A 26,286-nucleotide genomic window follows, 5' to 3' on the forward strand; every position below is an offset into this window, starting at 1 on the left:
CTGCGCCCGATGAACACATTCTTGAGCTGGCAAAAATCCTCGTTCTCGGAACCGGACGGCAACTGTCTCGAGGTGAGATGCCTGGGCGCAGCCATAGCGTTACGCGAGGGCGACCAGCCTGAGGCGGTCCTCCTCCCCAGCAGAGCAGCACTCGGCGCCCTGCTGGGCGCGGTCAAGCACGGGGCACTGCGGTGATCCCCACTTCGCGGTGGCAGAAGTCCTCGTTCTCAGGGGCCAATGGCGAAGACTGCATCGAAGTCACAGCGCAGGACGAGAGCATCGTCGTACGGGAAAGCGACGCACCCCGCACCGTGCTGACCCTCAGCCCAACCCAGTTGCGCGCACTGCTCCGCGCCCTCAAATAGGCGAACCGCCTCCGGTGCGGAGGGCGCGCTGCACCGCTGCGGGGCTTAGCGCGTGTCCGGCGGGGAGCGGAGGGCCGGGCTGCGCCCTGGGTGGTCCGTTCCGCACCCGCCCTTGCCTCACCTATCGATTCTCGATAGATTTCCATCGCAAGTCGATGGAAGGGTGGCCATGGGAAAGCTGACAGTGGGCGCGCTGCGCGCCGTGCTCGTGGTGATGCTCGCCGGCACCGGGTTCGTGCAGGCCGGGATGGTGTGGGCGCTGGTCGGCGGGAGCGACCCGGAGGACGGGTCGCTCCCGCTGACCCCGCTGCGCTTGCTCACGATCCTCGGCATGGTGGCGGTCCAGGTCGCCGTGGTCTGCGTATGGCGGCTGGTGTCGATGGTGCGACGCGGCACCGTGTTCTCCCACGCCGCCTTCCGGTACGTGGACATCGTCATCGGCTCGATCGTCGCCGCTGCCCTCGTATGGTTCGCGGTCACCGCCGTCAATGCGCCCGGCCAGCGGGACGACCCGGGTGTCACCGTCATCATGGGCGGGGTGGGTGTGGCCATCCTGGGAGTCGCGCTCATCGTGCTCGTACTGCGGATGCTGCTCGCCCAGGCCGTCGCCCGCGACGTCGAAGCGACGCAGATGCAGGCCGAGTTGGACGGGGTGATCTGATGCCGATCGCCGTCGACATCGACGTGATGCTGGCCAGGCGGAAGATGTCCGTGGGCGAACTCGCGGACCGCGTAGGGATCACGCCCGCCAACCTGGCGGTACTCAAGAACGGCCGCGCCAAGGCGGTGCGCTTTGCGACGCTCGCCGCGCTCTGCGAGGTGCTCGAATGCCAGCCGGGCGACCTGCTTCGCTGGGAGGCCGAGGACACCGCGGGCGAATGAAGGCGAGCGCACTGCTCCGTGCCTCTGGTGCGGAGGGTGCGCTGCGCCGCTTCGCGGCTTGGGGGCGGAGGGCCGGGCTGCGCCCTGGGCGGTCCACCCGCTGCGCGGCCGGAAGCGCGCACCCGGCACGGGACCGGTGCCCGGCACCGGTCTGAGCGATGAAGCGAGCTACGCCGCTGCGCGGCTCAAGGGCAAACCCCGCAAGCGAAGGGCACCCCCGGATCGCAGTGAAACCCGCCGCTGCGCGGCTTGGCAGCGTTACCCCGCACCGCGGGGGTACCCCCCACGAGTGCTCCCGCGGCCAAGACGGCACCCGAACCCAGTGCCGGCATCCTGACAGCGCAGCAAAGCGGAGCGGCCGACCCACGAGGAAGGGAAACGCTGCGAGCACGGGGCTCGCCCTCAAGCCGCGCAGCGGCGGACCCCACTGCGCCAAGAAAAACGATTCCGCCCACCAGCACGGCGCCGGGCTCCCCCTTCCAGCCGCGCAGCGGGTGGGCCCCCAGGGCGCAGCCCGGCCCTCCGCCCCCCAAGCCGCGCAGCGGCGCAGCGCACCCTCCACCACCAAACCCACCGGCCCCCACCCGCACCCGCCCGCTCAGCCCCCAGCCGAATCTTCGCCATCCGGCACCGCGGCGCCCCGTAGGGGCGCGAGGAACTGCGCGACCAGCCACGACGCGCCCGCAGGCGGAGTGCCGTGCTGCACCCGGCCCCGGAGGGCGGCACGTCGGCTGCAGGCCGTCGCCGGCCGATCGCGCAGTTCCCCGCGCCCCTGACGGGGCGCACGTGGCACGCCCGCGACGAGAATCCGCCGGACACGCCCTAGCCCTCCGTGGTCACCCACTCCCCCGTCATGGCCAGCACCCTCGACCCGTCCACATCCGCGAGCTTGCCGCTCGCGAAATCGCGGGCCCACGACGACGTCTGCATCCTCAGCGGCGGCTCCGCCGCCGTCAGGGCCTGCACCACCGTGGTTGCCGCCTCGGCGGGGGTCTGGGCCGTTGCGAAGATGTCTTCGAGGCGGGCCAAATACGACGCGAGCGCGGGCCGGTAGGGGCCTGCGGCCTCAGCGAGACGCTCCACATCCAAGCCGATGTTGTTCACGAACTCGCTGCTGACCGGCCCCGGTTCCACCACCGTGACCCGCACCCCGAGCGGCGCCACCACCGGTGCCAGCGCTTCCATGAAGCCCTCGACCGCGAACTTCGCCGCGCAGTACGCCTCGTTGAACGGCTGGCCGATGACCCCGCCCACGCTGCCGACGGTGACGAGGCGGCCGCCCGCCGCGCGCAGGTGCACCAGGGCCGCCCGGGTGGTCTGGACGACGCCGAAGAAGTTGACCTCCATCACGGCCCGTACGTCCTCGACGGAGTCGCGTTCGATCGTGCCGAGATGTCCGGCGCCGGCGTTGTTGACCAGCGCGTCCAGGTGTCCGTGGTCGGCGACGACGCCCTCGATGCACGCCGTCACGGATGCCGCGTCGGTGACGTCGAGCCGCCGTACCTCCACCTGCCCGTCCACGCCCGCCGTGGTGGCGGCCTCCCGGAGGGCGCCACCCCGCGACAGGTCCCGCATGGTGGCGACGACGTGCCAGCCCGCCTGTGCCGCTGCCACTGCGGCAGCCAGGCCGATGCCCGACGACGTGCCGGTGATCAGGACGGTCTTCTCGCCGGTCATGCGCGACTCGCTCTCCCTCGCCCTGCCTGCCCTGCGTCAGTCTCGGCGCCTGCCCGGGCCCCGGGCCCACGGCACGCCGGGGGACGGTCGGACAGCCCCCTATCGGACCCCCGGCCCCCTCCCCCGCCATAAATCGCTGGCCCACCGCCCCCTCCGCAGCGATCATGGCCGTATGTCCGTCCTCCCCGCCGATCCGACCGTGCTGCACCCCATGCCCGGTCAACCCCGCGTCGTGCTGCTGAAGCCGTTGGTGACGTCGCCGTTGATCGAGGTCGGGGAGTACTCCTACTACGACGACCCGGACGACGCGACCGCGTTCGAGACGCGCAACGTGCTGTACCACTACGGGCCGGAGAAGCTGGTCATCGGGAAGTTCTGCGCGCTGGGCACGGGCGTGCGGTTCCTCATGAACGGCGCCAACCACCGCATGGACGGCCCGTCGGCCTTCCCCTTCCCCACCATGGGCGGCTCGTGGGCCGAGCACTTCGACCTGCTCACCGACCTGCCGAACCGCGGGGACACCGTCGTCGGCAACGACGTCTGGTTCGGGCACGGTGCGACGGTCATGCCCGGTGTGCGGATCGGGCACGGCGCGATCATCGCCTCCGGTGCCGTGGTCACCTCCGACGTACCCGACTACGGGATCGTCGGCGGCAATCCGGCCCGCCTCATCCGTACCCGGTACAGCGAGCGGGACGTCGCCCGCCTGCTGGCCGTGGCCTGGTGGGACTGGCCGGCGGAGCACATCACCGAGCACGTCCGCACCATCATGTCCGGCAGCGTCGACGACCTCGAAGCAGCCGCCCCGCAGGGCCCGCAGTCCCCCCGGCGCTGAAACGCCCCCAGCACTGAAGCGAGCGATCCGACTTTGTCCGCACACATCGCCATGGTGGGCGTTCCCCTCCTCAGCCACGTCCTGCCGAGCCTGGAGGTCGTCCGTGAGCTGGTGGCCCGCGGCCACCGGGTGACGTACGCCAACGACCCGGCGGTCGTCCCCGCGGTCGCCGAGCTGATCGCCGGCACCGGCGCCGAGCTCGTGCCCTGCACGTCCACGCTGCCGGTCGCCGACAACGACTGGCCGGAGGACGCCATCTCCGCGATGGGCCTCTTCCTCGACGACGCCGTCCAGGCGCTGCCGCAGTTGCGGGCCGTCTACGACGACGACCCGGCCGACCTCTACCTGTACGACATCGGCGCGTACGTCGGCCGGGCCCTGGCCGAGTCGCAGGGCCGGCCCTGCCTGCAGCTGTCCCCGACGTTCGTGGGGTGGCGCGACTACCAGCGGGACGTCGTGGCGCACGTGCGCAAGCTGCCGGGCGCCGACGCGTACTGGGAGAGGTTCGCGCAGTGGCTCGCCGGCTCGGGGGCCACCACCACCGACGTGGACACCTTCTCGGGCGTCCCGGCGCGCGCCCTGGCGTTGATCCCCCGGGCGATGCAGCCGCACGCCGAGCAGGTGGACACCGATGTGGTGACGTTCGTCGGCCCCTGTTCCGCGGCCCGTGCGGACGAGGGCGGCTGGGCGCGCCCGGCGGGCGCGGCGAAGGTGCTGCTGATCTCGATGGGCTCGGCGAACACGCGCCAGGCGCAGTTCTACCGGCAGTGCCTGGCGGCCTTCGGCGACCTGCCCGGCTGGCACGTCGTGCTGCAGATCGGCAAGTACACCGACCCGGAGGAGCTCGGCGAGATCCCGGCCAACGTCGAGGTGTGCTCCTGGGTGCCCCAGCCGGCGGTCCTGCGCGAGGCCGACGCCTTCGTCACCCATGCCGGGATGGGCGGTTGCGGCGACGGGCTGCTGGCCGGGGTCCCCATGCTCGTGGCTCCGCAGAACATGGAGCAGTCCATGAACGCCGACCGGCTCGTCGACCTGGGCGTGGCCCGCCGCATCGACACCGCGGACACCACCCCGGAGGACCTGCGGAAGGCCCTGCTCGACCTCACCTCCGACGCGCAGGTCGCCCGCCGCTCGGCGCTGCTGCGCAGCGAGGTACGGGCGGAGGGCGGCGCGGCACGGGCCGCCGACCTGATCGAGGGCATGCTGGCCTGAGCCGGGCCGTCATCCGTTGGGGTGGACGCCCGGCCCTGCGCAACATGCCCCGCGCCGCCTGTCGTTGTACCTGCGTCCAGACGATCTGGATGATCCGACGATCCGATCAACGGAGTGGGTTGCGATGACCTTTGAGACCTCTGTCCTCGTCCGTCGTGCCGTGGCCGTCGCGGGTGCCACCGTCGCCGGGCTGGCCGCCGCGGCGGGCGTGGCCGCGGCCAGTACGAACGTCCTCGGCGTCGGCAACCCCGCCGCCGACAACACCTGCGTCAACAAGACCGGCCCCACCACGGCCGCCGTCACGCACAACCCCGGGGTGCGCAGCGCGCACCTCACCCAGGCGCCCGTCGCGCTGCCGCTGAACCGCTGCGGCAACTGAGACCGGCGTTCGAGGCCGGCGTCCGGGACTCTCGTTCGAGGCCGGCGTTTCGACGGCCGGGCCCCCGGAAAGGATCTTGCGGTTGACGATGCTGTACGTCAGTACAGCCGTCCCGTAGAGGGGGAACCCGTGACGGACTCCGACTCCGTCCACGTCGCCTGCGCCGACGTGTGGATGCTGGCGCGGGAGCACCCGGCGCCGCTGCTCAAGGCCACCCGGGCCCTGTCCGGGGCGCTGGCGGAGGCCTTCGGCCCGCGGTTCGCCGTCTGGCACTCCGACGAGCTGCTGTTCGGCGTCCGGGAGGGCCGCCTGGTGCTGCGCACGCTCGGTGGCCTGGACGTACCGCCGCCGCGCGTCGTCCTGGTGCGGCAGGCGCCCGGCGGCATGTCCCACGACCGGGAGCTGACGCTGCTGCGGCACCTGGAGCGCATGGGCGCCGTCCTGGTCAACTCCGCCGATGCGGTGCACCGCTGCCGCAACAAGCTGTGGCAGCTGCAGGACCTCGCCCTGGCCGGGCTGCCGGTGCCCGACTCCCTGTCGTACGCGACGGCGCCGCTCGGCGGGGTGGTGCGCAGCCCTGCCCTGGAGACGCCGTGCGTGGTGAAGTCCGTCAACGGGCACGGCGGGGACCGGGTGTTCCTGGCCCCCGACGGTGAGCTGCTGCGGGCGGTGGCGGGCAGCCTGGCGCAGGAGGTGCCGCTGCTGTTCCAGGGGTACGTGACCGCCTCCCACGGCCGGGACCTGCGGGTGGTGGTCGTGGACGGCGTCCCGGTGGCGGCCGAGGTACGGACCTCCACCGACGGTTCCCTCGCCGCGAACCTCGCCCGCGGCGGCACCGCGGACCTGTGCCTGGGCCGCTACCCGGCCGCGGAGGCACTGGCGGTGGCGGCCGCCGGGGCGCTCGGCCTGACGGTGGCCGGGGTGGACCTGCTCTTCACGGCCGACGGGGGCCATGTGATCTGCGAGGTCAACGCGGTCCCGGGCTGGCGCCCGGGCATGTCGGGGGTGATCCCCGCGATCACTGCGTACATCAGTGGCCTGCTGGCGCAGGCGCCGCCCGTCAGTACGTGACGGGCGCGGCCGGAGCGGCGGGCGGGGCGTACGGGGCGCCCGGCAGGACCCCGAGGAGGTACTGGCCCTCCTCGCGGTGCGTTGCCGCGAAGGTGAGCCTGAGGCCCTTGTCCGCGCCGGCGAGGCTCAGTTCGGCGACCATGGTGAGGCCGAACATGCCCTTCTTCGGTGCGCTCGCCGACACGTACGGGCGCGGCATCTCCATCATGAACTTGCCCGGCTTGCCGGACATGGTCTCGCCGTCGAGGAACAGCAGGCGCCGGTCGGTGAGGACGATGTACGCCTTCCGCGGTCGTACGGCCATCGTCATGAAGCCGGCCGTCGCGATGCCGACCAATGCCGCCGTGGCCACCTGCCGGCGCACGGAGACCTTGCCGACGGCGGCGAAGGTGATGAGCTCGACCCTCTCCCCGGGGAAAAGCAGCGGGAATGCGGTTTCGTAGGCCTGTTGCTGGCGGCGTGCGGTGAGCGGCACTGGGGCTCCGTGTCGGGGAAGTGCGGGTGGTGCAGGCACGAACCGTACGGCACGCACTCCCAAGGTTTCGGCACGAAAGCCCCAAGATCAGCCCTGCTTCGCCGCCGGGCGGTAGATGCACGCCTGGGTGCCGGTGCTGCTGGTGACGACGTCCACCAGTTCGAGCTCGCGCAGCAGGCCGTCGCGCGGGAAGATCGTCTTGCCGCCGCCCAGCAGCACCGGCATGACGACGAGCCGCAGCTCGTCGAACAGGCCCTCGTGCAGAAGGGTGCGGACGAGGCTGGGGCTGCCCATGACGAGCAGGTCACCGCCCTCGGTCGCGCGCAGCTCGCGGATGCGGGGCAGGGCCTCGTCGCCGAGGATGCGGGTGGTGTTGTCCCAGGCCGGGGCGTCGTCGCCGAGCGTGGTGGAGACGACGTACTTGGGGATGGCGTTCATGCGGTCGGCGAAGGGGTCGCCGGCCCGCTCGGGCCAGGCCGCGGCCATCGTCTGCCAGGTGCGGCGCCCGAACAGCAGGGCCTCGGCCTTGCCGAGGGCGTCGGCGAAGGCCCCGCCGACGACGTCGGGGTCGAAGAACCGGTGCGACCAGCCGCCGTGGGCGAAGCCGTCCTCGGTGTCCTCCTCCGGGCCGCCCGGCGCCTGCACGACGCCGTCGAGGCTGATGAACTCACTGATCACGATGCGCATGGGATGTGCTTCTCCTTCGTGACGCTAGTTGCCGCCGTCTTCGGCGAGGGGGCGGGCGAGGGTGTGGGCGACGAGGGCGTTGGCGTGACCGTGGCCGAGCCCGTGCTCCGCCTTGAGCCAGGTGACCAGCTCCATGTGACGGGTCAGGGGCGAGGAACGGATGAGCTCCTGCCACTCGGCCACGGGGCGACCGTACTTCTTCTCGATGGACGGGAAGTAGCTGGCGGGGCCCTTCACCTGGGTGGTCATGCGGCTGTCCTCCGTTGCGCACCAGCGCTTGTGTACGATGTCCACATTCGGAGGATGCGGCGATTCGCACCCCCCGTGATCAACTACAGCCTAGGCGAGAGAAGTGGACGCTGTCCACATAGGGAGGTGCGGGCTGTGGCCGAGGATGCCGGGCCGAAGCGCACGACGTACCGTCACGGCGACCTGCGCAACGCGCTGATCAGGGCAGGCTTCGAACTGGCCCGCGAGGGCGGCCCGGAGGCCGTCGTCCTGCGGGCCACGACGCGGCGGGCGGGGGTCGTGCCCAACGCCGCCTACCGCCACTTCGCCGACCGCGGCGCCCTGCTGCACGCCGTCTCCCAGGCCGCCATGGCCGAGGTCGCCCGCACGATGGAGGCCGAACAGGCCGCCCTCCCCCCGGCCGCCGACGCGACGGCCGCCGCACGCGCCCGCTTCCGGGCGGTCGGCACCGGCTACGTGCGCTTCGCCCGGGAGGAACCGGGCCTGTTCCGCACCGCCTTCCACGTCCCCGGCGACATGACCCACGCGGCCGACGAGACCGCCGCGGGCGACGGCGGCAGGACCCCGTTCGAGCTCCTCGGCGCGGCCCTCGACGACCTCGTCGAGGCCGGCGTCCTGCCGGAGGACCGCCGCCCCGGCGCCGAGTTCCTCGCCTGGTCGGCCGTCCACGGCCTGGCCGCCCTCCTCATCGACGGCCCCCTGCGCGGCCTGCACGCCACCCAGGTCCAGCAGGCGGTCCAGGACGTCATCGACATGATCGAGCGCGGCCTGTAAGGTCGCGCTCTTCGGCGGGCGCGGCCCGCCGGAGTCCTGAAAGGGGGGCCTTCCTTGGCTTCCCCCACCGGCGACGCCGCCCTCGGCGGACGACTCGCCGCAGCCCTGGAGACGGTGCGCACCGTCTTCGCCGGCGCGACCGCCCGGTCCGACGAGACGAACTGCGACTGCCACTGGGGCAGCCCCGAGGAACTCGCACTGCTCAAGACGCCGGACGTCCCTCTCGACGCCGACCTGCTGTTGCGCACCTGGAGCGCCCCGGACTGGCGCGACCACCCGGCCGTGATGCGGCGCATCCTGCCGCAGCTCGCCCACGCCCTGGCCACGGGCCGGGCCGACCCGTGGCAGGTGGGACCCGCCCTGGCCCGGTCCCGCTGGCCGGACTGGCCCGGCGAACAGCCGGAGGCGGTGGGCGGGTTCCTGTGCGCCTGGTGGGCGCACGTCCTGGAGCAGCCGCAACCACCGCACCCGGCACGCGAGGTGTTCGACACCTGCGTGGCGGCATCCGGGACCGTCACTCCCTGGCTCGCCGCGTGGGCGCGGTGCACGACCCCGGCCGCCGACCGTCACCTGCTCGCCGCCGTCGAGGCGTGGGAGTACGACCTCATTGGCGCCGAACTGCCCGCCCCCTGGCACTGGGACCACAGCGAAACCACCGCGGCGCAGGAGCTCATGGCATGGCTCCGCCGGCACGCCCCGGCCCGGCTGGCGGCCCATGGCGCCGATGCGGAACTGGTGCGGCTGGTGGGGTCGCTCGTCACCCCGCTCGTGGCGCGCTGAGGGAACGCGTCAGCGGCTCGCCTCTGCCGGCCCGGTCGACTGCCGGACGGACAGGCTCGCGCCCGTGGCCGGGTTGGCTAGGGGGCGACTGCGCCGCACGGAACCCGCTGTCGTACTCCTGTCCGGATCCGGCCGGGGGTCAGGGGCAGTTGAGGGCGGCGTTGCCGGTGTCGATCACACAGACGTCGGTGCCCTCGCCGGCGTCGACCGTGCCGCGGTTGTCGTGGACGTGGAGGACGTCGTCGCCGTCGTCGCCGTGGACGGTGCCGGTGGGGGCGACGGTGCCGTTGATGTCGATGTAGTCGTTGTCGAAGACGCCTTCGACCAGGCCGCGGATGGTCACCGCGCCGTCGGCGAGGATGACGTCCGCGCCCCGGGCGCCGCGGATGACGCTGTGCTCTCCGGTGTCCGCGGTGTTGAAGAGCAGGATGGTGTCGCGGTCCTGGCCGCCGCGCACGGTGCCCAGCACGGTGCCGCGCAGGTCGAGGGCGTCCTCGCCGGCCTGGCCGTCGACGTCCCCGCTCTCGGTGAGCCGGGTGCCGCGTTCGAGGGTGATGTGGTCGGCACCGGCCCCGCCGAGGACGTGGCCGTCGACGGTGCCGGACAGCGAGACGGTGTCGTCGCCGGCACCGGCGTCGACGGTGTCCTCCCGGGCCAGCGCGGTGCAGACGATGGTGTCGTCGCCGTCCGTTCCGTTGATCTGCGGGCCCGCGACGGGCGTGCCGTTGACGGTGCAGGTGGGTACGGCAGCGGCGGCGGTGGGTTCGGCGGCGTAGGCCACGGGGCCCGGGCGTACCGCCGCGGGCAGGACGAGAACGGCCGCCACGGCGAAGGCGACGGCACAATCGGGCTTCCTCACCAGGTCCCTCCCTCGAAAGAGGCGGTGTGCGCGAGGTCCGCCCGCCGCGCGCGGGTGGTCCGTACGGCGGGCGGGGCGTGCCGCGAGGCGGCGACAGCGGACGTCACGGGCAGTCGAGCGCCCGATTGCCTTGGAGGATCACGCAGGAGTCGAGGCCCGGGCCGCCGTCGACGACGCCCAGGTTGAGGTGGACGAGGATCCTGTCGTTGCCGAAGCCGCCGTTGACGCGGCCGTAGGGGCCGACGATGCCGACGTCGATGAAGTCGTCGCCGCCGAGGCCGTCCACGACGGTGAAGGCGTCGACGCTCTCGCACGTGATGTGGTCGGGGCCGTTGGTGCCGTGGACGACCGCCCCGGTCACGGGGATGCCGTTGACGGAGCAGGTCGTCAGCTTCTTCGCCTTCTCCGCGGGCGCGGCATGCGGCGCGGCGGGCGAGGCGGCATGCGGCGCGGCGTACGCGGGGCCGGCGAGGACGGCGGCGGGCAGGGTCAGGGCCGCGACGAGCGCGGCGGTGCGGGCGGTGCGTCTCCTCACAGGGTTCATGACGAGCGGGTTCCCTTCACGAGAAAGCCCTTCCGGCCCCGCAAACGGAGCCGGACTCTCCTCCAAACTTCCGTGAACACGACACGCCGAAACCGCACGAAAGCTACACGAAGGGGTGAATCACTCCCCGCTTCTGACATACCCTCAGGATCGGGGCGCCACCTTGCTCAGCCCATTGATGATGCGGTCCATCGCGTCGCCGCCCGTCGGATCGGTCAGATTGGCCAGCATCTTCAGCGTGAACTTCATCAGCAGCGGATGCGTCAGACCCCGCTCCGCCGCCAGCTTCATGACCTTCGGGTTGCCGATGAGCTTCACGAACGCCCGGCCGAGCGTGTAGTAGCCGCCGTAGGTGTCCTTGAGGACCTTCGGATAGCGCTGCAGGGCCAGCTCCCGCTGCGCGTACGAACCGCGGGCGTGCGCCTGCACGATCACGTCCGCCGCGAGCTGCCCCGACTCCATGGCGTACGCGATGCCCTCGCCGTTGAACGGGTTCACCAGGCCACCGGCGTCACCGACCAGCAGCAGCCCGCGCGTGTAGTGCGGCTGGCGGTTGAAGGCCATCGGCAGGGCCGCGCCGCGGATCGGGCCCGTCATGTTCTCGGGCGTGTAGCCCCACTCCTGCGGCATCGAGGCGCACCAGGCGCGCAGCACCTCGCGCCAGTCCAGCTCCTTGAAGGAGGCGGAGGTGTTGAGCACGCCGAGACCGACATTGCTCGTACCGTCGCCCATGCCGAAGATCCAGCCGTAGCCGGGCAGCAGCCGGTCCGGGCCCGGACCGCGCCGGTCCCACAGTTCGAGCCAGGACTCCAGGTAGTCGTCCTCGTGCCGCGGCGAGGTGAAGTACGTGCGCACGGCCACGCCCATCGGCCGGTCCTCGCGCCGGTGCAGGCCCATGCCCAGCGACAGCCGGGAGGAGTTGCCGTCGGCGGCGACCACCAGCGGGGCGGCGAAGGTGACCGGCGCCTTCTCCTCCCCCAGCTTCGCCTCCACGCCCACGATCCGGCCGGTGACCTCGTCCACCACGGGCGCGCCGACGTTGCACCGCTCGTAGAGCCGGGCACCCGCCTTGACCGCCTGCCGGGCCAGCTGCTCGTCGAAGTCGTCGCGCTTGCGCACGAGCCCGTAGTCGGGGAAGGACGCCAGCTCCGGCCAGTCGAGCTCCAGGCGCACGCCGCCGCCGATGATGCGCAGGCCCTTGTTGCGCAGCCAGCCCGCCTCCTCCGAGACGTCGATGCCCATCGCCACCAGCTGCTTGGTGGCGCGCGGCGTCAGGCCGTCGCCGCACACCTTCTCGCGCGGGAACGCCGTCTTCTCCAGCAGCAGGACGTCCAGGCCGGCCTTGGCCAGGTAGTACGCGGTCGTGGAACCGGCCGGGCCCGCCCCGACCACGATCACATCGGCACGGTGTTCGGTACGCGTACGCGACTCGGTCACGGCGGGCTCTCCGTTTCGGCAGGGGGACGGGACGGGTACGGGACTGCTGGCTCGTACCCGCCGAGTCTAAGAGCCGCGCCGTGCCGCCCGACCGGCGCCTGCGCGAGCGCGCCGGGTCAGTCGAAGTCCAGGGGGCCCACCCACCAGTACTTCACCGCGTTGTCGAACACCGAGCGCCCCTGGGCGCCGAACCGGTCCCGCCAGGTGTACATGATCGCGTACTCCTTGCCGTCGGCGTCCACGTACGCCTGGTCGAGCGCGTGCATGACCTCGCCGTTCTTCTCCCTCCACGTCCACTCCCACAGCGCACCCTGCCGCCCGCGGAAGGTGTTGCGGGTCAGCTGCACGCGGGTGTAGCCGTCCTGCTGCGAAACGGTCTTCTCCAGCTGCTCGAAGTGCTCGTACGAGTAGACGGCGGGCTTGCGCGTGATACCGACCCGCAGAGTCTCCGGCCCGGTGGGGCCGTGGTAGTCGGTCTGGTCACCGCCCTTGTCCTGACTGCTCCACCCCTCGGGCACGACGAGCGAGTACCCCTCGGGGGAGGTCACGCGCGTGTACCCCTTGGGCAGTTGACCGGCGGGCGGCTGCGCATCCGCCGGGCCGGCGGAGCCGCCGGCGGACGGCTCCGCGGACGCGGACGGCCCCGCGGACGGCCCCGCCGAGGACTTCGCCGACGGGCCGGCCGTGGCGGGCGCCTGGGCGTCGGCGCCCTTGCCGTCGTCACCACCCGTCAGCATCACGCCGGCGGTGGCGGCACCACCGATCAGAAAGGCGGCCAGACCGATGGCCACCCACACGAGCGGACCACGCCCGGCCCCACCCCGCGACACGGCGGACGCCAGCGGCGCCGGGGGCTGGAAGGCGGGCAGCACGGCGGTGTGCGGGTGCGCGGCGGGGTGCGGGTGCGCGTTCGCGAGCGGGTGCGGGTGCGGGTGCGGCTGCACGGGCGTGGACGGGTGCGCCGCGGTGTGCGGCTGCCCGGGCGGCACGACGGCTGGTGCCGGCGACCCGGAGGGCGCCGCGGGGGCTGCGGGGGCCGCGGGGGCGGCCGCGGACGCCAGGGGCGCGGCGACGGCCGGCGGGGCGGCGGCGGGGGTGGCAGGAGCCGGCGATGCGGCGGAAGCCGCAGGGCCAGTCGCCGACGGCGCGGCAGGCGCCGTCGGCACCGCAGGGGCCGACGCGGCGGCAGGAGCGGCCGACGTCGACGGCTTGGCAAGGCCGGCAGGAGCCGCAGGCGCGGTCGGCGCAACGGGCGCTGTGGAGGCCGCGGTGGCCGCCGGGGCGGCCGGTGATGCGGCGGGAGCCGTGGGCGCCGCAGGAGCCGCAGGCGCGGTGGAGGCCGCGGAGGCGGCAGGCGCCGCTCCCGCCGTCGGCGCCGCAGGCGCAGAAGCGGCGGCAGACACCGGCGGGGCGACCGGAGTGGCAGGCGCCCCGGGCACCGCACCCGCACCCGTACCCGCAGGAGCCGTACCCGCCGACGGCGCGGCAGGCGCCGTGGGTGCCGCAGGCGCCGGCACAGCAGCAGGAGCGGCAGGAGCGGCAGACGCCGGCGGCGTCACAGTGCCTGCAGGAGCCGGACCCGCCGACGGCGCGGCAGGCGCCGGCAGCACCGCAGGCGCGGCAGGCGCCGTACCCGCCAGCGGCACCGCACCCGCCGTCGGCGCCGCCGTCGGCAGCGGCGGGAGCGGGGCGGCCTTGCCGCCCCCGCCCGCGCCGCCCGCGCCGCCGCGTCCGGCCAGCCGGCCCCCGCGGGTCGCGATGAGCGCCGCGACGAGTACCGCTCCCGCCGTCCACAGGAGGCCGAACAGCAGTAGTTCTCCCTGGTTCGTGTGGATCGAGGTGATCGTGCTCTTCCCGCCGTACGACGAGCCGAAGGACGAGCCGAAGGACGAGCTGGAGCCCGACCCCCGGCTGATCTCCATCGAGAAGCCCGTGACGAACGACAGCAGCCACAGCGTGCCCAGGAAGAACACCCCGGACAGCACCTGCTCGCCCCGGTCCGCCGAGCGGCGCGCCACCATGGCGGCCAGGATCAGGGCGCAGACCACGCCCAGGGCGACCGTGCCGGTCTGCGCCCAGGCGCCCGCGGTGTCGCCGATCTCGGACAGGCCGAGGGTGCCGCCCTCGTGCCGGCCGCCGTCGCTCACCGAGCCCTCGACGCCGGCGCCCCAGCTCACGCCGAGCGCGGCCAGGCCGCAGTTGACCAGCAGCGGCAGGGACGTGGGTGCGGCCCAGTCGCCCATGTCGTCGCTGTGGGTGGCGATGACGACGAAGGCGACGAGGGCGCACAGCGCGACGGACAGCCCCAGGGCGCGCAGGGCGGTGCCCCACGCCCGTACGACCACCTGTGCACCGGCGCCCAGCCGGGTGGTGAGCGCGGTCCGGCACAGCACCGCGCCGCTCACCGCGCCGGTCAGCGCGAGGGTGAAGAGCGTGGCGAGCAGAGGGGTGGTGGAGATGTCGACCATCTCCGTGCGCGGCTGGCCGGTCAGACCGAGTACGAGCACGACCGCACTGCCCAGCAGGGTGACGCGCAGGGCGGCCTGTGCGCCGCCGCCGGCCGTGCCGGCCGCTTCGGCGCGACGCAGCCGTACGGCGCCGAGGGCCACGGCGCCGATCCACAGCAGGGTGACGGTCAGCGGCCACACGGAGACCGAACCGCTGCCTCTGATGACGAAGGACAGCAGTCCGCCGCCGCCCACTTCGACGTCCAGCGTGCCGCCCAGTCCTTGCAGGAGCAGGGCGACGGTGAGCTGGAAGCGGTCGGACCAGTTGCCGAAGCCGGCTTCGGCGTAGTCGTCCGTGGAGGGTATGGACAGCAGCAGGGCGAGGCCGAGCAGGAGGCCGGCGGGCCACAGGGCCGCCCTGGCGGAGCCGGCCCAGTCGCCGGTCAGCGCGCCGCGCAGGAACTGCGCCCCGCGCGAGGGCGCGACGTTCGGCGCGTACGCCGGTGGGGGCGCGTACGGCGGAGGCGCCGCGGGCGGCGGCGGGGCGGGCACCGCGGCGGCGGTGGCGACCGCGGCGGCGGCCGGGCGCTCCCTGCCGCAGCTCATGCAGAACCGCGCTTCGGCGACGAACGCGGCGCCGCAGGCGGGACAGAACGGGGACGGCATGGGGCCTCCGGAGGGGACGTCAGGGCCGGGGGCCCAAGATCGTACCGATCTTGAGTCCTGCCCATGACAAACGCCGGAGGCCGCCGGGCCTGGGCATCAGTCCGCCGGGCGGATACCCCGGTGCAGGGCCACGATGCCGCCGGTCAGGTTGCGCCAGGCCACCTTCGACCAGCCCGCACCCTGCAGCCGCGCCGCCAGGGCCGGCTGGTCGGGCCAGGTGCGGATCGACTCGGCGAGGTAGACGTACGCGTCCGGGCTGCTGCTCACGGCCCGGGCGACGGGCGGCAGTGCGCGCATCAGGTACTCGGTGTAGACCGTGCGGAACGGCGCCCACGTGGGCCGGCTGAACTCGCAGATGACCACCCGCCCGCCGGGCCGGGTCACGCGCAGCATCTCGCGCAGCGCGGCGTCGGTGTCCTGCACGTTGCGCAGCCCGAAGGAGATGGTCACGGCGTCGAAGACGCCGTCCGCGAAGGGCAGTTTCGTCGCGTCGCCGGCGGTCAGCGGCAGCCACGGCTGGCGCTTCTTGCCCTCGCGCAGCATGCCCAGCGAGAAGTCGCACGGCACGACGTAGGCGCCGTCGGCGGCGAAGGGCAGCGAGGACGTGCCGGTGCCGGCCGCGAGGTCGAGCACCTTCTCCCCCGGCCGCGCGGCGACGGCCTTCGCCACTTCCTTGCGCCACAGCCGGGCCTGGCCGAGCGAGAGCACGTCGTTGGTCAGGTCGTACTTCGCCGCCACGTCGTCGAACATCGCGGCGACTTCGTGCGGCTGCTTGTCCAGGGATGCTCGGGTCACCCGGCCATTCTTCACCACGGCCCGCGCGGGATCTTGGACGGGGACGGCCACCCGGGAAGGACCGGTCGTGCCCGCGGTGCGCACTGCGCTCGCTCCTGCGGACCCCCTCGCCCGCCGGGCCGCCGGCCCGCTGACACACCGCACCACGGACCGACCGCAGCGGCCGTCCCCGCACCGCTCATCCTGCCGGGGGATCCGGTACGCCCCCTTCCCCTTGACGCGGCCCTGACGTGCGGGGACACCCTCCTGACGGATCACTGACGTGGGGCGGTCAGAGCTCGACGAGGCCCGCCAGGTCGATGGCGATGGGGAACGGAGCCTCGGTCTCCAACTTTTCCCGGTGCACAGGGTGCAGCGGCGCAGGGATGTAGGTCTGCTGCTCGACAGGAAGCCAGAATTCGTGCACTTCCGGAAGCCCACCCTCGCCTTGCTCCACTCGCCAGTAGAACTGCACCCCTGCCGCCGCGTACATCGCCGGCTTGCGGACCCGGTCCTCCTGCCGTGATCCCGGTGACACCACCTCGACTACAAGGACGGCCTTCTCCACGGGAATGTGCTTCGCCTCAAGGACATCCACCCCCTGCTTGTCGAAGACGACGACATCAGGCACCGGAGGGTTCTGCTCGTCGATCAACACGCACTGCTCGGACAAGGTGACGTAGGGAGCCTGCGCGCAACTCCGCAGAGCCGCCTCGATGCCTGCCCGCACCATGTTGTGCCATACAGTCGTCCTCCCCCGAACCACGATCACTCCGTCCACGAGTTCCCAGTCGAACGGCAGCTCCAGGTCTTCCACCTGGGCCGCCGTCCATCCCTGCACAGGCGGGAACATCCAGTTCTCAGGAGTGGCCTTCACCGGCTCTTCGGCGGCATTCTCCAGCCGTTCTGCGATCATCACTGCTCCCATGGACGCGAGTGTGGACGCGGGTGCGGATCGCGGTCCCATATACGACGGTAGCGTCACCCGAAGTAATGAACGGGCTTCCACGCCGCCCTCAGCGGCGCCGGTGCACCAGGCGTCCCGCCAGCACCGTGGCCACGCACGTGGCCGCACCGGCGGCCTCCAGGGCCGCGACGTCGGGGACGTCGAAGACGGCGAAGTCGGCGCGCGCGCCGACGGTCAGCGGGGAGGCGACGGCGTCGGCCAACGGGGTGTGCCGCAAGGGGTCGAGGTCCGCCTCGCCCGGCGTGCCGGCGGGCAGGACGCGCAGGCCCGAGCGGGTCACCGCGGTCGCGGTGAGGGGGTCCGGGAAGGGGCCCGCCAGGGCCGTCGTGCCGTGGCGCAGCATCTGTTGCAGGCCCCGGCGGATGCTGCCGGACCAGCGGGTCTCGTCCATCGGCAGGGACGCGAGCCGCTCGCCCGTCAGCGGGCGCTCACCCAGGTCGGCGTACTCGCGCGGGTCCGGGTGGTAGGCGCCGCGCAGCAGGGCGCCCGCCGCGGGCTGGCGCAGGCCGGGCGTGAGGACCCCGCGCCAGCGGCGCACCCGGGCCTGCGGGAACGCCGCGGCGACCTCCTCGTACGGGCCGATCGCCGCGATCGTGTCGCCGTCGACGGCCACCGCGCCGTCCGGCACGGGGTCCGTGCCGGGGTCGGCAATCAGCAGGTCGGCCGCGTGCAGCGTCAGCAAGGGGTCAGCTCGCCTCGACGATCTGCAGTTCGGGGTGGGCCGTGCCGCCCTCGATGGCGGTCGATGACAGGTGGGAGACGACGCGGTCGTCGACGGGGTCGTTCGCCGGGTCGTCGTGCACCACGAGGTGCTCGTACGTGGTGGCGCGCTGCGCCGGCACGCGGCCGGCCTTGCGGATGAGGTCGATGAGCTCCATGCGGTTGGAGCGGTGCTTGGCGCCGGCGGAGGAGACGACGTTCTCCTCCAGCATGACCGAGCCCAGGTCGTCCGCGCCGTAGTGCAGCGCGAGCTGGCCCGCCTCCTTGCCGACCGTCAGCCACGAGCCCTGGATGTGGGCGACGTTGTCGAGGAAGAGCCGCGCGACGGCGATCATGCGCAGGTACTCGAAGATCGTGGCCTGCGTGCGGCCCTTCAGGTGGTTGTTCTCGGGCTGGTAGGTGTACGGGATGAAGGCGCGGAAGCCGCCCGTGCGGTCCTGCACGTCACGGATCATGCGCAGGTGCTCGATGCGCTCGGCGTTGGTCTCGCCGGTGCCCATGAGCATGGTGGAGGTGGACTCCACGCCCAGGTTGTGGGCGAGCTCCATGATCTCCAGCCAGCGCTCGCCGGACTCCTTGAGCGGGGCGATCGCCTTGCGCGGGCGCTCCGGCAGCAGCTCGGCGCCGGCGCCGGCGAAGGAGTCCAGGCCCGCGGCGTGGATGCGGCGGATGGCCTCCTCGGCGCTGACGCCGGAGATCCGCGACATGTGCTCGACCTCGGAGGCGCCGAGGGAGTGGATGACGAGCTGCGGGAACTCCTTCTTGATCGCCGCGAAGTGCTCCTCGTAGTACTCCACGCCGTAGTCGGGGTGGTGCCCGCCCTGGAACATGATCTGCGTGCCGCCCAGCTCCACGGTCTCCGCGCAGCGGCGCAGGATGTCGTCGAGCGGGCGGGTCCACACCTTGTCGCTCTTGGGCGGGGCGTAGAAGGCGCAGAACTTGCACGCCGTGACGCAGGCGTTCGTGTAGTTGATGTTGCGCTCGATGATGTACGTCGCGATGTGCTCGGTGCCGGCGTAGCGCGTACGGCGCACGGCGTCGGCGGCCGCGCCGAGGGCGTGCAGCGGTGCGGAGCGGTAGAGCTCGAGCGCCTCCTCCGGGGTGATCCGGCCGCCGGCTGCGGCGCGGTCGAGGACGGCTGCGAGGTCGGCGTTCTCGGTCACCGGGCGTCCCTTCGAAGGGGGTGTGGAGCAGGTGCCGCCAGCCTAGTCGAGGGCTTTGGGCCGCGGTCACGGGGGCGACAAAGGCGGCATCGGGCCTTTCGCCCTCCCCGGACGCGGGCCTTCCGGCCCTGATGCGAAGTTATGACTCAATTCACGGGTCGCCCCAGGAACCTCGCACCGTCGTTCGGCCATCCCCTAGGGCGGAACGAACCGTCATGTCCTTCGGGGCAGCAGCATCATCATCCGGAGCGACGCGATGACGCACTCACCAGGCGGGGGCTACCGGCCCGACGCGGGGTACCAGCAGGGCGGTGGCTACCCCCAGGGGGGTGGCTACCCACAGGCCGACGGCTACGGCCGCCAGGGCGGCTACGGTCGGCAGCCGGACGGCTACGGTCGGGCGCCCCAGCAGTCGTACGACGGCTACGGCCAGGGCGGTGGCCCGGGCGGCTGGCCGCCGCACGGCCACGGCGACCACGACCCCGACGGGGAGTACCAGTCGCAGGGCCGGCGCCGTGCGTCGCGCGCCAAGATCTGGGTGATCGTGGCGGCGTCCATAGCGATACTCGGGCTGATCACCGGCGGTGTCCTGAAGTACATGGAGATCGGTCCCTTCTCGAAGAAGGGCGACCCGGTCAGCTTCGGTCAGGACAACAAAAACGGCGGTGGTCAGGCGGGCGGCACCGACGCCCAGGCCGCGGACTCCAAGACGCTGATGCCGACGGGCCCGGCGGCACAGTTCAAGAACGCCAACACGCTCAGTGACGGCACCGAGATCGGCGTGGTGACGATCACGGGCAAGAAGTCGGGCTTCACGGGCAAGGTCTGGGTCTGGGCGCCCAAGCAGTACAAGGACCCGAAGTACGCCAAGAGCGGCTTCCCGGTGATGATCGCGCTCCCGGGCGGCCCCGGCTACCCGAACAACTACTGGATGGGCACCGACCTCAACCTCCAGTCGAGCATCAGCAAGTGGTCCCAGGAGGGCAAGTCCCTGCCGTTCATCCTGGCGATGCCGATCCTGAACCCGGACGACAAGCACTACTACGACGGCAGCGACATCCCCAACCAGCCGAAGATGGGCACCTGGCTGTCCGAGGACGTCCCGGACCTGATCAAGCAGAACTTCCGCACGCTGAAGTCGCGTGACGGCTGGTGCTTCATGGGCTCCTCCTCCGGCGGCTTCGCGGGCTTCAAGGCCGTGCTGCAGCACCCGGACAAGTTCAAGGCCGTCATCGCCTCCGGCCCCGACATCGTCCCCGACTCCCCGCTGTGGAACGGGCACGAGAAGGAGAAGCAGGAGAACAACCCGCAGAAGCTCGCCCAGCACCTGATCGACACCAAGGGCCCGGACGTCTACGTCGCCTTCCAGGTCGGCACCGCCGAGCCCCCGATCGTGATGAGCCAGGTCAAGCAGTTCCAGGCGCAGTACGGCAAGGGGCCGGTGCACACGATGCTGCGGGAGATCCCCGGCGGCAAGCACAACGCCAAGACGTACGTGCCGAACATGGGCGAGGGCCTGATCCAGTACATCAGTCAGCACATGGAAGGCCCCACGCCCTCCTCCTGATCGCGCACGCCCCGGCCCGAAGCCCTGATCCCTCCCCGAGGGGTCAGGGCTTCAGCAGTTCCACCCGGACGTCGGCCGGGTAGCCGGTGCTCGGGCCGGTGCGGCGGGCGAACTCCGTCACGCCGGCGAGCTGCTGCGGGCCGAAGCGGAAGTCCAGCGTCGTGAAGTAGCGCTCCAGCAGCTCGGCGTCGAAGGCCTCCCAGCGGGCCGCCTGCTCGGCGACCTTGCCGACCTCCTTCAGCGACAGGTCGCGGGAGGCGAGGAAGGCCCGGTGCACCTGGGAGACCAGGTGCGGCTCGCGGGCCAGGTAGTCGCGGCGGGCCGCCCAGACGGCGAAGACGAACGGCAGGCCCGTCCAGTCCTTCCACATCTGCCCGAGGTCGTGCACCTCCAGCCCGAGCCTGGGGGCGTAGTGCAGGGAGGCCCGCAGCGCGGCGTCGCCGATGAGGACGGCGGCGTCGGCCTCCTGCATCATCGCGCCGAGGTCGGGAGGGCAGGTGAAGTACTCGGGGTGGACGCCGTGGCGCTCGGCGAGCAGCAGCTGCGCCAGGCGCACGGAGGTGCGGGAGGTGGAGCCCAGGGCGACGCGCGCCCCGTCCAGCCGGTCCAGCGGCAACTGCGAGACGATCACGCAGGACATCACCGGGCCGTCGCAGCCCACCGCGATGTCCGGCAGGGCGACGAGCTCGTCGGCATGTCTGAGGAACTCGACGAGGGTGACCGGCGCGATGTCCAGGTCCCCGGCGATCAGCCGCTCGCTGAGCTTCTCCGGGGTGTCCTTGGTCAGGTCGAGGTCGAGCAGCGTGCCCGTCCGGGCGAGGCCCCAGTACAGGGGCAGGCAGTTGAGGAACTGGATGTGGCCCACGCGGGGGCGGGCCGGTGAGGCTGAATTGTCCACATCCGGAGGCTAGCCCCGGCGATCGCGGGCCGTCGGACCGGGGTGCCGTGCGGCAGTGCCCGACCTGCGATCTTTTCCGGGTGCCGGGCCCGGAAAACCCGCCACACGCGTGATCTTCGACTCCTTCCCCGGAAGAACCTCGCGTGCTAGGCTCGCCGCAAGTTGCAGTTTGGTTTCCCTTGCAGTACAGAGCCTGCGGAGCATGTGACCCGCAGGCTTTTGTAGTTTTCAGACTCCTTTGCAGGTTCTGGAGCAGGGCAACCCTTTGGCCCAAGGAGGGCTTATGGCTACCGGAACCGTGAAGTGGTTCAACGCTGAAAAGGGCTTTGGCTTCATCGCCCAGGACGGCGGGGGCCCCGACGTCTTTGTCCACTACTCCGCGATCAACGCCTCCGGCTTCCGCTCCCTCGAGGAGAACCAGCCGGTGACCTTCGACGTCACGCAGGGCCCGAAGGGCCCGCAGGCGGAGAACGTCACCCCGGCGTGATTTCAGGATCCTCCGGGATCCGCTCCAAGGAGCCCTGCCCCGCTTCGGCGGGGGCGGGGCTCCTGCCTTTTCCCAGGCCTTTCCCTGCCCTTCCCCACCGGTTTCATTCGTACATTTCGGCGATTTCCGCGGCGTACCGCCGTTCGATCACCGCGCGGCGCATTTTCAGCGTCGGTGTGAGCTCTCCGGTGGCGACCGAGAAGTCCTCGGGGAGGATCGCGAAGGCGCGAATACGGGCCGGCCGGGAGATCCGCTCGTTGGCCGCGTCCACCGCCTCCCGGCACAGCCGCCGCACCTCCGGGTGACCGGCGGGCCCCGCGGCGCCGAACACCACGCCCTCCCGGGCGGCCCAGGCCGCGATCTCCTCCGCGTCCAGGGTCAGCAGCGCCACCGGGTACGGACGGCGGTCGCCGATCATGACCGCACGGGAGACCCACCGCGACTGCTGCAGCGCGGCCTCCACGGGCGCGGGCGCGAGGTTCTTGCCGCTGGAGGTGATGATCAGGTCCTTCTTGCGGCCCGTGATCCTCAGGTACCCGTCCTGGTCGAGGCTGCCGACGTCGCCGGTGTGCAGCCACCCCTGCGCGTCGACGGCCGCGGCGGTCGCGGCCGCGTCGCCGTGGTAGCCGGCGAACACCCCCGGCCCGCGGACCAGCACCTCGCCGTCGTCCGCGATGCGCAGCTCGCAGCCGGCGACCGGCCGCCCCACCGTGCCGTACCGCACGGCCGCCCGGTGATTGAGGGTGACCACCCCGGCGGCCTCGGTCATCCCGTACCCCTCGAAGATCCCTATCCCGCAGGCGCGCAGCAGGTCCACGGTCTGGGGTGCGATGGGGGCGGCCCCCGTCAGCGCCCAGCGCAGCCGGCCGCCGAAGAGCTGCCGCACGGGCGCGAAGACGCGCTCCTCCGCCTCCTGCCAGGCCACCGTGAGCTCGTCGTGGGGCTTGACCCCGCGCTCCTCGGCCTCGGCCATCTCCAGCCCGGTGCGCACCGCGGCCTCCAGCCGCGCCCTGCCGTCCGGGCCGGCGGCCTCGGCCCGGGCGAGGACGCCCGCGTGCACCTTCTCGAACAGGCGGGGCACGGACGGCAGGTGCGTGGGCCGCACCTCGGCCAGCTCGGCGACGACGTCCTCCACCCGCCCGCCGAAGTAGCACAGCGTGCCGCCCTGGCGCAGGGCCGACAGCTGCACCAGCTGTCCCATGATGTGCGCCAGCGGCAGGTACAGGTACGTCACGTCGCCCGGGGCGCTCTCGGTCAGGCCGCTGGTGGCGTCGTTGTTGGAGACCATGTTGCCGTGGGTGAGCCGGCAGCCCTTGGGCAGGCCCGTGGTGCCCGAGGTGTAGACGATCATGCACAGGTCCTCGGGCCGGCGCGCGGTCGCACGGGCCCGCAGCGCGGCCAGCGGCGCCCGGTCCGGCAGCTCCGCGAGCCGCACGTCGCCGGGGCCGCCGTCGAGGAGGACCACGTGCCGCAGCGCCGGCAGCCGCTCCCGCACCACGGCGATCCGCTCCGCCTGCGCGGCGTCCTCGCAGATCACGACGGAGGCGCCCGAGTCGCCGAGCACCCAGGCCAGCTCCTCCAGCCCGGCCGTCGGGTAGACGGGCACCACGACCGCGCCGGCGGCCAGCACCGCGAAGAAGCCCTGCGTCCACTCCGGGCGCGTCTCCGACAGGATCGCCACCCGGTCGCCGGGCGCCACCCCCAGGCCGATCAGCCCGCGCCCGATCTCCCGTACGCTCTCGCGCAGCTGATGGTGCCCCGTCTCGGTCCACTCCCCGCCGTGCCGGCGGTGGCGCAGCGCGGGGAGCGCGCCGAAGAGCTCCCCGGTCCACTCGGTGAACTCCGCGAGCGTATCGGGCCGTTGCAGACGCATCATGCCTCCTGGGACGGGCTGCTTGCCGCATACGGACGTAAAAGGGGGACTACGGCGACGCTAGGCACCGCGCCCGGCCCGCAGGGATGACCGGAAGCGTCAGCACCACTGACCTTGGCGCTCACCCGCCGCTACCGTTCGGGCATGGGGAGCATCGGCAGCCGCTCGGTCACCGTGCACCACGTCCGCGCCGCCCTCGGCGGCGCCCGCCGGCTCGGCATCGACACCGCGCCCTTGCTGCAGCGCGCCGGCATCCCGCCGCTGCTGCTGGGCGACGACGCCGCGCGCGTCGCACCCGAGCGCTTCGCCCACCTGGTGCGCGAGCTGCACGCGGCCACGGGCGACGAGTTCCTGGGCCTGGGGTCCGCCCCCAGCCGGCCGGGCACGTTCGCCATGATGTGCCACCTGTGCGTGGGCTGTGCGGACCTGGGCGCGGCCGTGCGCCGCGCGGCCCGCTTCTACGGGCTCTTCCCCGGTGGCCCCGACCTCGTCCTCGAACGGCACGGCGGGGAGGCGGTGTTCGCCGTCCGGGGCGACCTGGGCGCTCGCCCGGAGGGCCGGTTCCTCGCCGAGAGCGCGCTGGTGGTCTTCCACCGGCTGGCGAGCTGGCTGACCGGCCGGCCCCTGCCGCTGCGCTGGGTGCGCCTGGCCTGCCCCCCGCCCCCGTACACCGCCGAGTACGCCCTGGTCTTCGGCTGCCCCGTACGGTTCGGCCGCCCCGGAAGCGGCCCCGCGGCGGCCGCCGCCTTCGACGCCCGCCACCTCACCGCACCCGTCGTGCGCGACGAGGAGGCCCTGCGCGAGCTGCTGCGCCGGGCCCCCGCCGGCCTCATCGGCCGGCCCGGGCCCGCCGCCGCCGTCACTGTCGCCGAACAGGTGCGCCGCGCCTTCGTCCACGCCCTGCGGGAGGGCCGGCCCGCCCGGCTGCCCGAGGTCGCCCAGCTCGCCGCCCGCCTCGCGGTGAGCCCCGCGACGCTGCGGCGCCGGCTGCAGGAGGAGGGCACCTCCTACCAGCGGCTGAAGGACCAGGTGCGCCGGGAGGCGGCCCTGGCCCACCTGACCGAGGGCCGCGAACCGATCGCCGAACTCGCCGCCCGCCTCGGCTACTCCGAGGACACCGCCTTCCACCGCGCCTTCCGCCGCTGGACGGGCACCACGCCGGGGGCCTACCGGCTGCGCGGCGCCGTGCGCACCCACCGGCAGAGCGCCGACCACCACGGTCAGGAAAGCTGAGCGTCCCGGCCAGCGCCCCCTTACTCACCGGTCACTACGGTCACACCCCAACCGAACACCATCCCATGGACGTCGGGAGAGCCGCATGCGCCTGCGCACCAGAGCACTCACCGCCCTCGCCGCCCTGACCGCCGCCCTCGGCCTGGCGGGCGGCACCGCCACGGCCGCCGGGACGGCCACGGGGTCCCCCGGCGACATCGTCAGCGCCGCCCCCACCTCCTTCCACCCCCTGCCCGGCCAGCCCACGAACACCCGCGCCTGGCACATCACCTACCGCTCCACCACCGCCAAGGGCACGCCCAACGTCGTCTCCGGCACCGTGATCGTCCCCCAGGACGGCCGCACCGGGCCGCGCCCCCTGATCACCTACGCCGTCGGCACCGTCGGCCTCGCCGACCACTGCGCCCCCTCCGCCGGCTTCCCGTACGGCACGACGGTCGAGGCCAACCTCATCCAGCTGCTCACCGCCCGCGGCTGGGCCGTCGTCGTCACCGACTACGAGGGCCTGGGCACCCCCGGCGACCACACCTACTCCGTCGGCCCCGCCGAGGGCCGGGCCGTCCTCGACGCCGCCCGGGCCGCCCGACGGCTGCCGCAGGCCGGGCTCGGCGCGTCCCCGGTCGGCATCATGGGCTACTCCCAGGGCGGCCAGGCCGGCAGCTGGGCCGCCGAACTGCACGACTCGTACGCGCCCGAGCTCGACGTGCGCGGCACCGCCGCCGGCGGCGTCCCCGCCGACCTGCTCAGGACGGCCGAGTTCAACGACGGCAACGTCGGCGCCGGCCTGATCCTGATGGCCGCGGCCGGCCAGAACGCGGCCTTCCCCGAGCTGCACCTGGAGAGGTACCTCAACAACGAGGGCCGTCGCTCCATCGACTACCTCAAGCAGCACTGCGTCGTCGTCGACGTCGCCGCCGGCCTCTTCAAGAGGATCGCCGACGTGACCGTGAGGAACCCGCTGAAGGAGGGCGACTGGCAGCGCGCCCTGCGCTCCTCCGACCTCGGCACCCACGCCCCCGACCACCCCGTGTACCTCTACCACGGCGTCACCGACGAGCTGATCCCCTACGAGGTCGGCGCCGGGCTGCGCGCCAAGTGGTGTGCCAAGGGCGCCACCGTCCAGTGGAAGTCCCTGCCGCTGGCCGAACACGTCGCGGGCGCCGTCGCCGCGGCGATACCCGCCGCGAACTGGCTGGCGGATCGTTTCGCCGGTCGGCCGACCGACGGCAACTGCTGACGCCCGCCGCCGGGTCGTACGGGCGCGC

At 72.9% G+C, this 26,286-nt stretch carries 28 protein-coding genes; 14 read left to right on the forward strand and 14 right to left on the reverse strand.

Annotated elements, in window-relative coordinates; translation table 11 throughout:
• The first annotated feature begins 9 nt into the window (after window positions 1-9).
• The 4 genes from AB0K17_RS11530 to AB0K17_RS11545 all read left to right on the forward strand — a co-directional run bounded on the left by AB0K17_RS11530 (window position 10) and on the right by AB0K17_RS11545 (window position 1,247).
• Window positions 10-195, forward strand: coding sequence for a DUF397 domain-containing protein (locus tag AB0K17_RS11530; RefSeq protein ID WP_365968796.1), 186 nt, complete (start codon window positions 10-12; stop codon window positions 193-195).
• On the forward strand, window positions 192-365 hold the full coding sequence (locus AB0K17_RS11535; RefSeq protein WP_365968797.1) for a DUF397 domain-containing protein: 174 nt from the start codon (window positions 192-194) through the stop codon (window positions 363-365). Before AB0K17_RS11530 ends, AB0K17_RS11535 begins: the two co-directional genes overlap by 4 nt.
• 169 nt (window positions 366-534) lie before the next feature.
• Window positions 535-1,026, forward strand: coding sequence for a DUF2975 domain-containing protein (locus AB0K17_RS11540; protein ID WP_365982834.1), 492 nt, complete (start codon window positions 535-537; stop codon window positions 1,024-1,026).
• Window positions 1,026-1,247, forward strand: a complete 222-nt coding sequence (locus AB0K17_RS11545) for a helix-turn-helix transcriptional regulator (protein ID WP_133024831.1) — start codon at window positions 1,026-1,028, stop codon at window positions 1,245-1,247. The genes AB0K17_RS11540 and AB0K17_RS11545 overlap by 1 nt, the downstream gene beginning before the upstream one ends.
• 822 nt (window positions 1,248-2,069) lie before the next feature.
• Here the strand turns inward: AB0K17_RS11545 and AB0K17_RS11550 are convergent.
• Window positions 2,070-2,924: an SDR family oxidoreductase gene (locus AB0K17_RS11550; protein WP_365982835.1), complete on the reverse strand. Its 855-nt coding sequence runs from the start codon at window positions 2,922-2,924 to the stop codon at window positions 2,070-2,072.
• Window positions 2,925-3,096: 172 nt separating this feature from the next.
• Between AB0K17_RS11550 and AB0K17_RS11555 the strand changes: the two genes are divergently transcribed.
• From AB0K17_RS11555 to AB0K17_RS11570, 4 genes are all read left to right on the forward strand, one after another.
• Entirely contained in the window at window positions 3,097-3,759 is a 663-nt protein-coding gene (locus AB0K17_RS11555; protein WP_365982836.1) for a CatB-related O-acetyltransferase, read from the forward strand.
• Window positions 3,760-3,810: 51 nt separating this feature from the next.
• Window positions 3,811-4,971 carry a macrolide family glycosyltransferase gene (locus AB0K17_RS11560; protein ID WP_365982862.1) on the forward strand — a complete coding sequence of 387 codons (1,161 nt, stop codon included), beginning with the start codon at window positions 3,811-3,813 and terminating at the stop codon, window positions 4,969-4,971.
• 124 nt (window positions 4,972-5,095) lie between these two features.
• Window positions 5,096-5,350, forward strand: coding sequence for a chaplin family protein (locus tag AB0K17_RS11565; RefSeq protein WP_365982837.1), 255 nt, complete (start codon window positions 5,096-5,098; stop codon window positions 5,348-5,350).
• A gap of 129 nt (window positions 5,351-5,479) precedes the next feature.
• Complete coding sequence (locus AB0K17_RS11570; RefSeq protein WP_365982838.1) at window positions 5,480-6,421, forward strand: RimK family alpha-L-glutamate ligase; 942 nt, start codon at window positions 5,480-5,482, stop codon at window positions 6,419-6,421.
• Here the strand turns inward: AB0K17_RS11570 and AB0K17_RS11575 are convergent.
• From AB0K17_RS11575 to AB0K17_RS11585, 3 genes are all read right to left on the reverse strand, one after another.
• Window positions 6,411-6,896, reverse strand: coding sequence for a hypothetical protein (locus AB0K17_RS11575; protein WP_365968372.1), 486 nt, complete (start codon window positions 6,894-6,896; stop codon window positions 6,411-6,413). The genes AB0K17_RS11570 and AB0K17_RS11575 overlap by 11 nt on opposite strands.
• A gap of 87 nt (window positions 6,897-6,983) precedes the next feature.
• Window positions 6,984-7,583, reverse strand: coding sequence for a dihydrofolate reductase family protein (locus tag AB0K17_RS11580; RefSeq protein ID WP_365968371.1), 600 nt, complete (start codon window positions 7,581-7,583; stop codon window positions 6,984-6,986).
• 24 nt (window positions 7,584-7,607) lie between these two features.
• A complete protein-coding gene (locus AB0K17_RS11585; protein ID WP_365982863.1) occupies window positions 7,608-7,832 on the reverse strand; it encodes a DUF4287 domain-containing protein in 225 nt (74 codons plus the stop codon).
• A gap of 135 nt (window positions 7,833-7,967) precedes the next feature.
• On the opposite strand from AB0K17_RS11585, the gene AB0K17_RS11590 reads away from it, so the two are divergent.
• Both AB0K17_RS11590 and AB0K17_RS11595 read left to right on the forward strand, forming a co-directional pair.
• Window positions 7,968-8,606, forward strand: coding sequence for a TetR/AcrR family transcriptional regulator (locus AB0K17_RS11590; protein ID WP_365982839.1), 639 nt, complete (start codon window positions 7,968-7,970; stop codon window positions 8,604-8,606).
• 54 nt (window positions 8,607-8,660) lie between these two features.
• Complete coding sequence (locus tag AB0K17_RS11595) at window positions 8,661-9,386, forward strand: hypothetical protein (RefSeq protein WP_365968368.1); 726 nt, start codon at window positions 8,661-8,663, stop codon at window positions 9,384-9,386.
• 139 nt (window positions 9,387-9,525) lie between these two features.
• On the opposite strand, the gene AB0K17_RS11600 is transcribed toward AB0K17_RS11595, so the two are convergent.
• The 8 genes from AB0K17_RS11600 to mqnC form a co-directional block, all read right to left on the reverse strand.
• On the reverse strand, window positions 9,526-10,245 hold the full coding sequence (locus AB0K17_RS11600; RefSeq protein WP_365982840.1) for a hypothetical protein: 720 nt from the start codon (window positions 10,243-10,245) through the stop codon (window positions 9,526-9,528).
• Window positions 10,246-10,348: 103 nt separating this feature from the next.
• Window positions 10,349-10,789 carry a hypothetical protein gene (locus AB0K17_RS11605; protein WP_365968366.1) on the reverse strand — a complete coding sequence of 147 codons (441 nt, stop codon included), beginning with the start codon at window positions 10,787-10,789 and terminating at the stop codon, window positions 10,349-10,351.
• A 144-nt stretch (window positions 10,790-10,933) separates the two neighbouring features.
• The gene (locus tag AB0K17_RS11610; RefSeq protein WP_365968365.1) at window positions 10,934-12,226 is read right to left on the reverse strand and encodes a geranylgeranyl reductase family protein; all 1,293 of its coding nucleotides are present in this window, start codon (window positions 12,224-12,226) and stop codon (window positions 10,934-10,936) included.
• A gap of 116 nt (window positions 12,227-12,342) precedes the next feature.
• Complete coding sequence (locus AB0K17_RS11615) at window positions 12,343-15,339, reverse strand: hypothetical protein (RefSeq protein ID WP_365982841.1); 2,997 nt, start codon at window positions 15,337-15,339, stop codon at window positions 12,343-12,345.
• Between the two features lie 96 nt (window positions 15,340-15,435).
• On the reverse strand, window positions 15,436-16,134 hold the full coding sequence (locus AB0K17_RS11620; protein ID WP_365968363.1) for a demethylmenaquinone methyltransferase: 699 nt from the start codon (window positions 16,132-16,134) through the stop codon (window positions 15,436-15,438).
• A gap of 271 nt (window positions 16,135-16,405) precedes the next feature.
• On the reverse strand, window positions 16,406-17,041 hold the full coding sequence (locus AB0K17_RS11625) for a Uma2 family endonuclease (protein ID WP_365968362.1): 636 nt from the start codon (window positions 17,039-17,041) through the stop codon (window positions 16,406-16,408).
• 88 nt (window positions 17,042-17,129) lie between these two features.
• Complete coding sequence (locus AB0K17_RS11630) at window positions 17,130-17,762, reverse strand: hypothetical protein (RefSeq protein WP_365982842.1); 633 nt, start codon at window positions 17,760-17,762, stop codon at window positions 17,130-17,132.
• A 4-nt stretch (window positions 17,763-17,766) separates the two neighbouring features.
• Window positions 17,767-18,963 (reverse strand): cyclic dehypoxanthinyl futalosine synthase, encoded by a 1,197-nt coding sequence (gene mqnC / locus AB0K17_RS11635; protein WP_365982843.1) that lies wholly within the window; start codon window positions 18,961-18,963, stop codon window positions 17,767-17,769.
• Between the two features lie 598 nt (window positions 18,964-19,561).
• On the opposite strand from mqnC, the gene AB0K17_RS11640 reads away from it, so the two are divergent.
• Window positions 19,562-20,530, forward strand: coding sequence for an alpha/beta hydrolase-fold protein (locus AB0K17_RS11640; protein ID WP_365968377.1), 969 nt, complete (start codon window positions 19,562-19,564; stop codon window positions 20,528-20,530).
• Window positions 20,531-20,573: 43 nt separating this feature from the next.
• Here AB0K17_RS11640 and AB0K17_RS11645 read toward each other — a convergent pair whose 3' ends face one another.
• Entirely contained in the window at window positions 20,574-21,428 is an 855-nt protein-coding gene (locus AB0K17_RS11645; protein ID WP_365968359.1) for a menaquinone biosynthesis protein, read from the reverse strand.
• A 283-nt stretch (window positions 21,429-21,711) separates the two neighbouring features.
• On the opposite strand from AB0K17_RS11645, the gene AB0K17_RS11650 reads away from it, so the two are divergent.
• A complete protein-coding gene (locus AB0K17_RS11650) occupies window positions 21,712-21,915 on the forward strand; it encodes a cold-shock protein (RefSeq protein ID WP_182313849.1) in 204 nt (67 codons plus the stop codon).
• 103 nt (window positions 21,916-22,018) lie between these two features.
• On the opposite strand, the gene AB0K17_RS11655 is transcribed toward AB0K17_RS11650, so the two are convergent.
• Complete coding sequence (locus tag AB0K17_RS11655) at window positions 22,019-23,791, reverse strand: long-chain fatty acid--CoA ligase (protein ID WP_365982844.1); 1,773 nt, start codon at window positions 23,789-23,791, stop codon at window positions 22,019-22,021.
• A gap of 141 nt (window positions 23,792-23,932) precedes the next feature.
• Between AB0K17_RS11655 and AB0K17_RS11660 the strand changes: the two genes are divergently transcribed.
• Entirely contained in the window at window positions 23,933-25,021 is a 1,089-nt protein-coding gene (locus AB0K17_RS11660; RefSeq protein ID WP_365968357.1) for an AraC family transcriptional regulator, read from the forward strand.
• Between the two features lie 85 nt (window positions 25,022-25,106).
• Window positions 25,107-26,258, forward strand: coding sequence for a lipase family protein (locus AB0K17_RS11665; protein WP_365982845.1), 1,152 nt, complete (start codon window positions 25,107-25,109; stop codon window positions 26,256-26,258).
• The last annotated feature ends 28 nt before the right edge of the window (window positions 26,259-26,286 follow it).

It is taken from the genome of Streptomyces sp. NPDC049585, from assembly GCF_040675615.1.
Classification (GTDB): Bacteria; Actinomycetota; Actinomycetes; order Streptomycetales; family Streptomycetaceae; genus Streptomyces; species Streptomyces luteosporeus.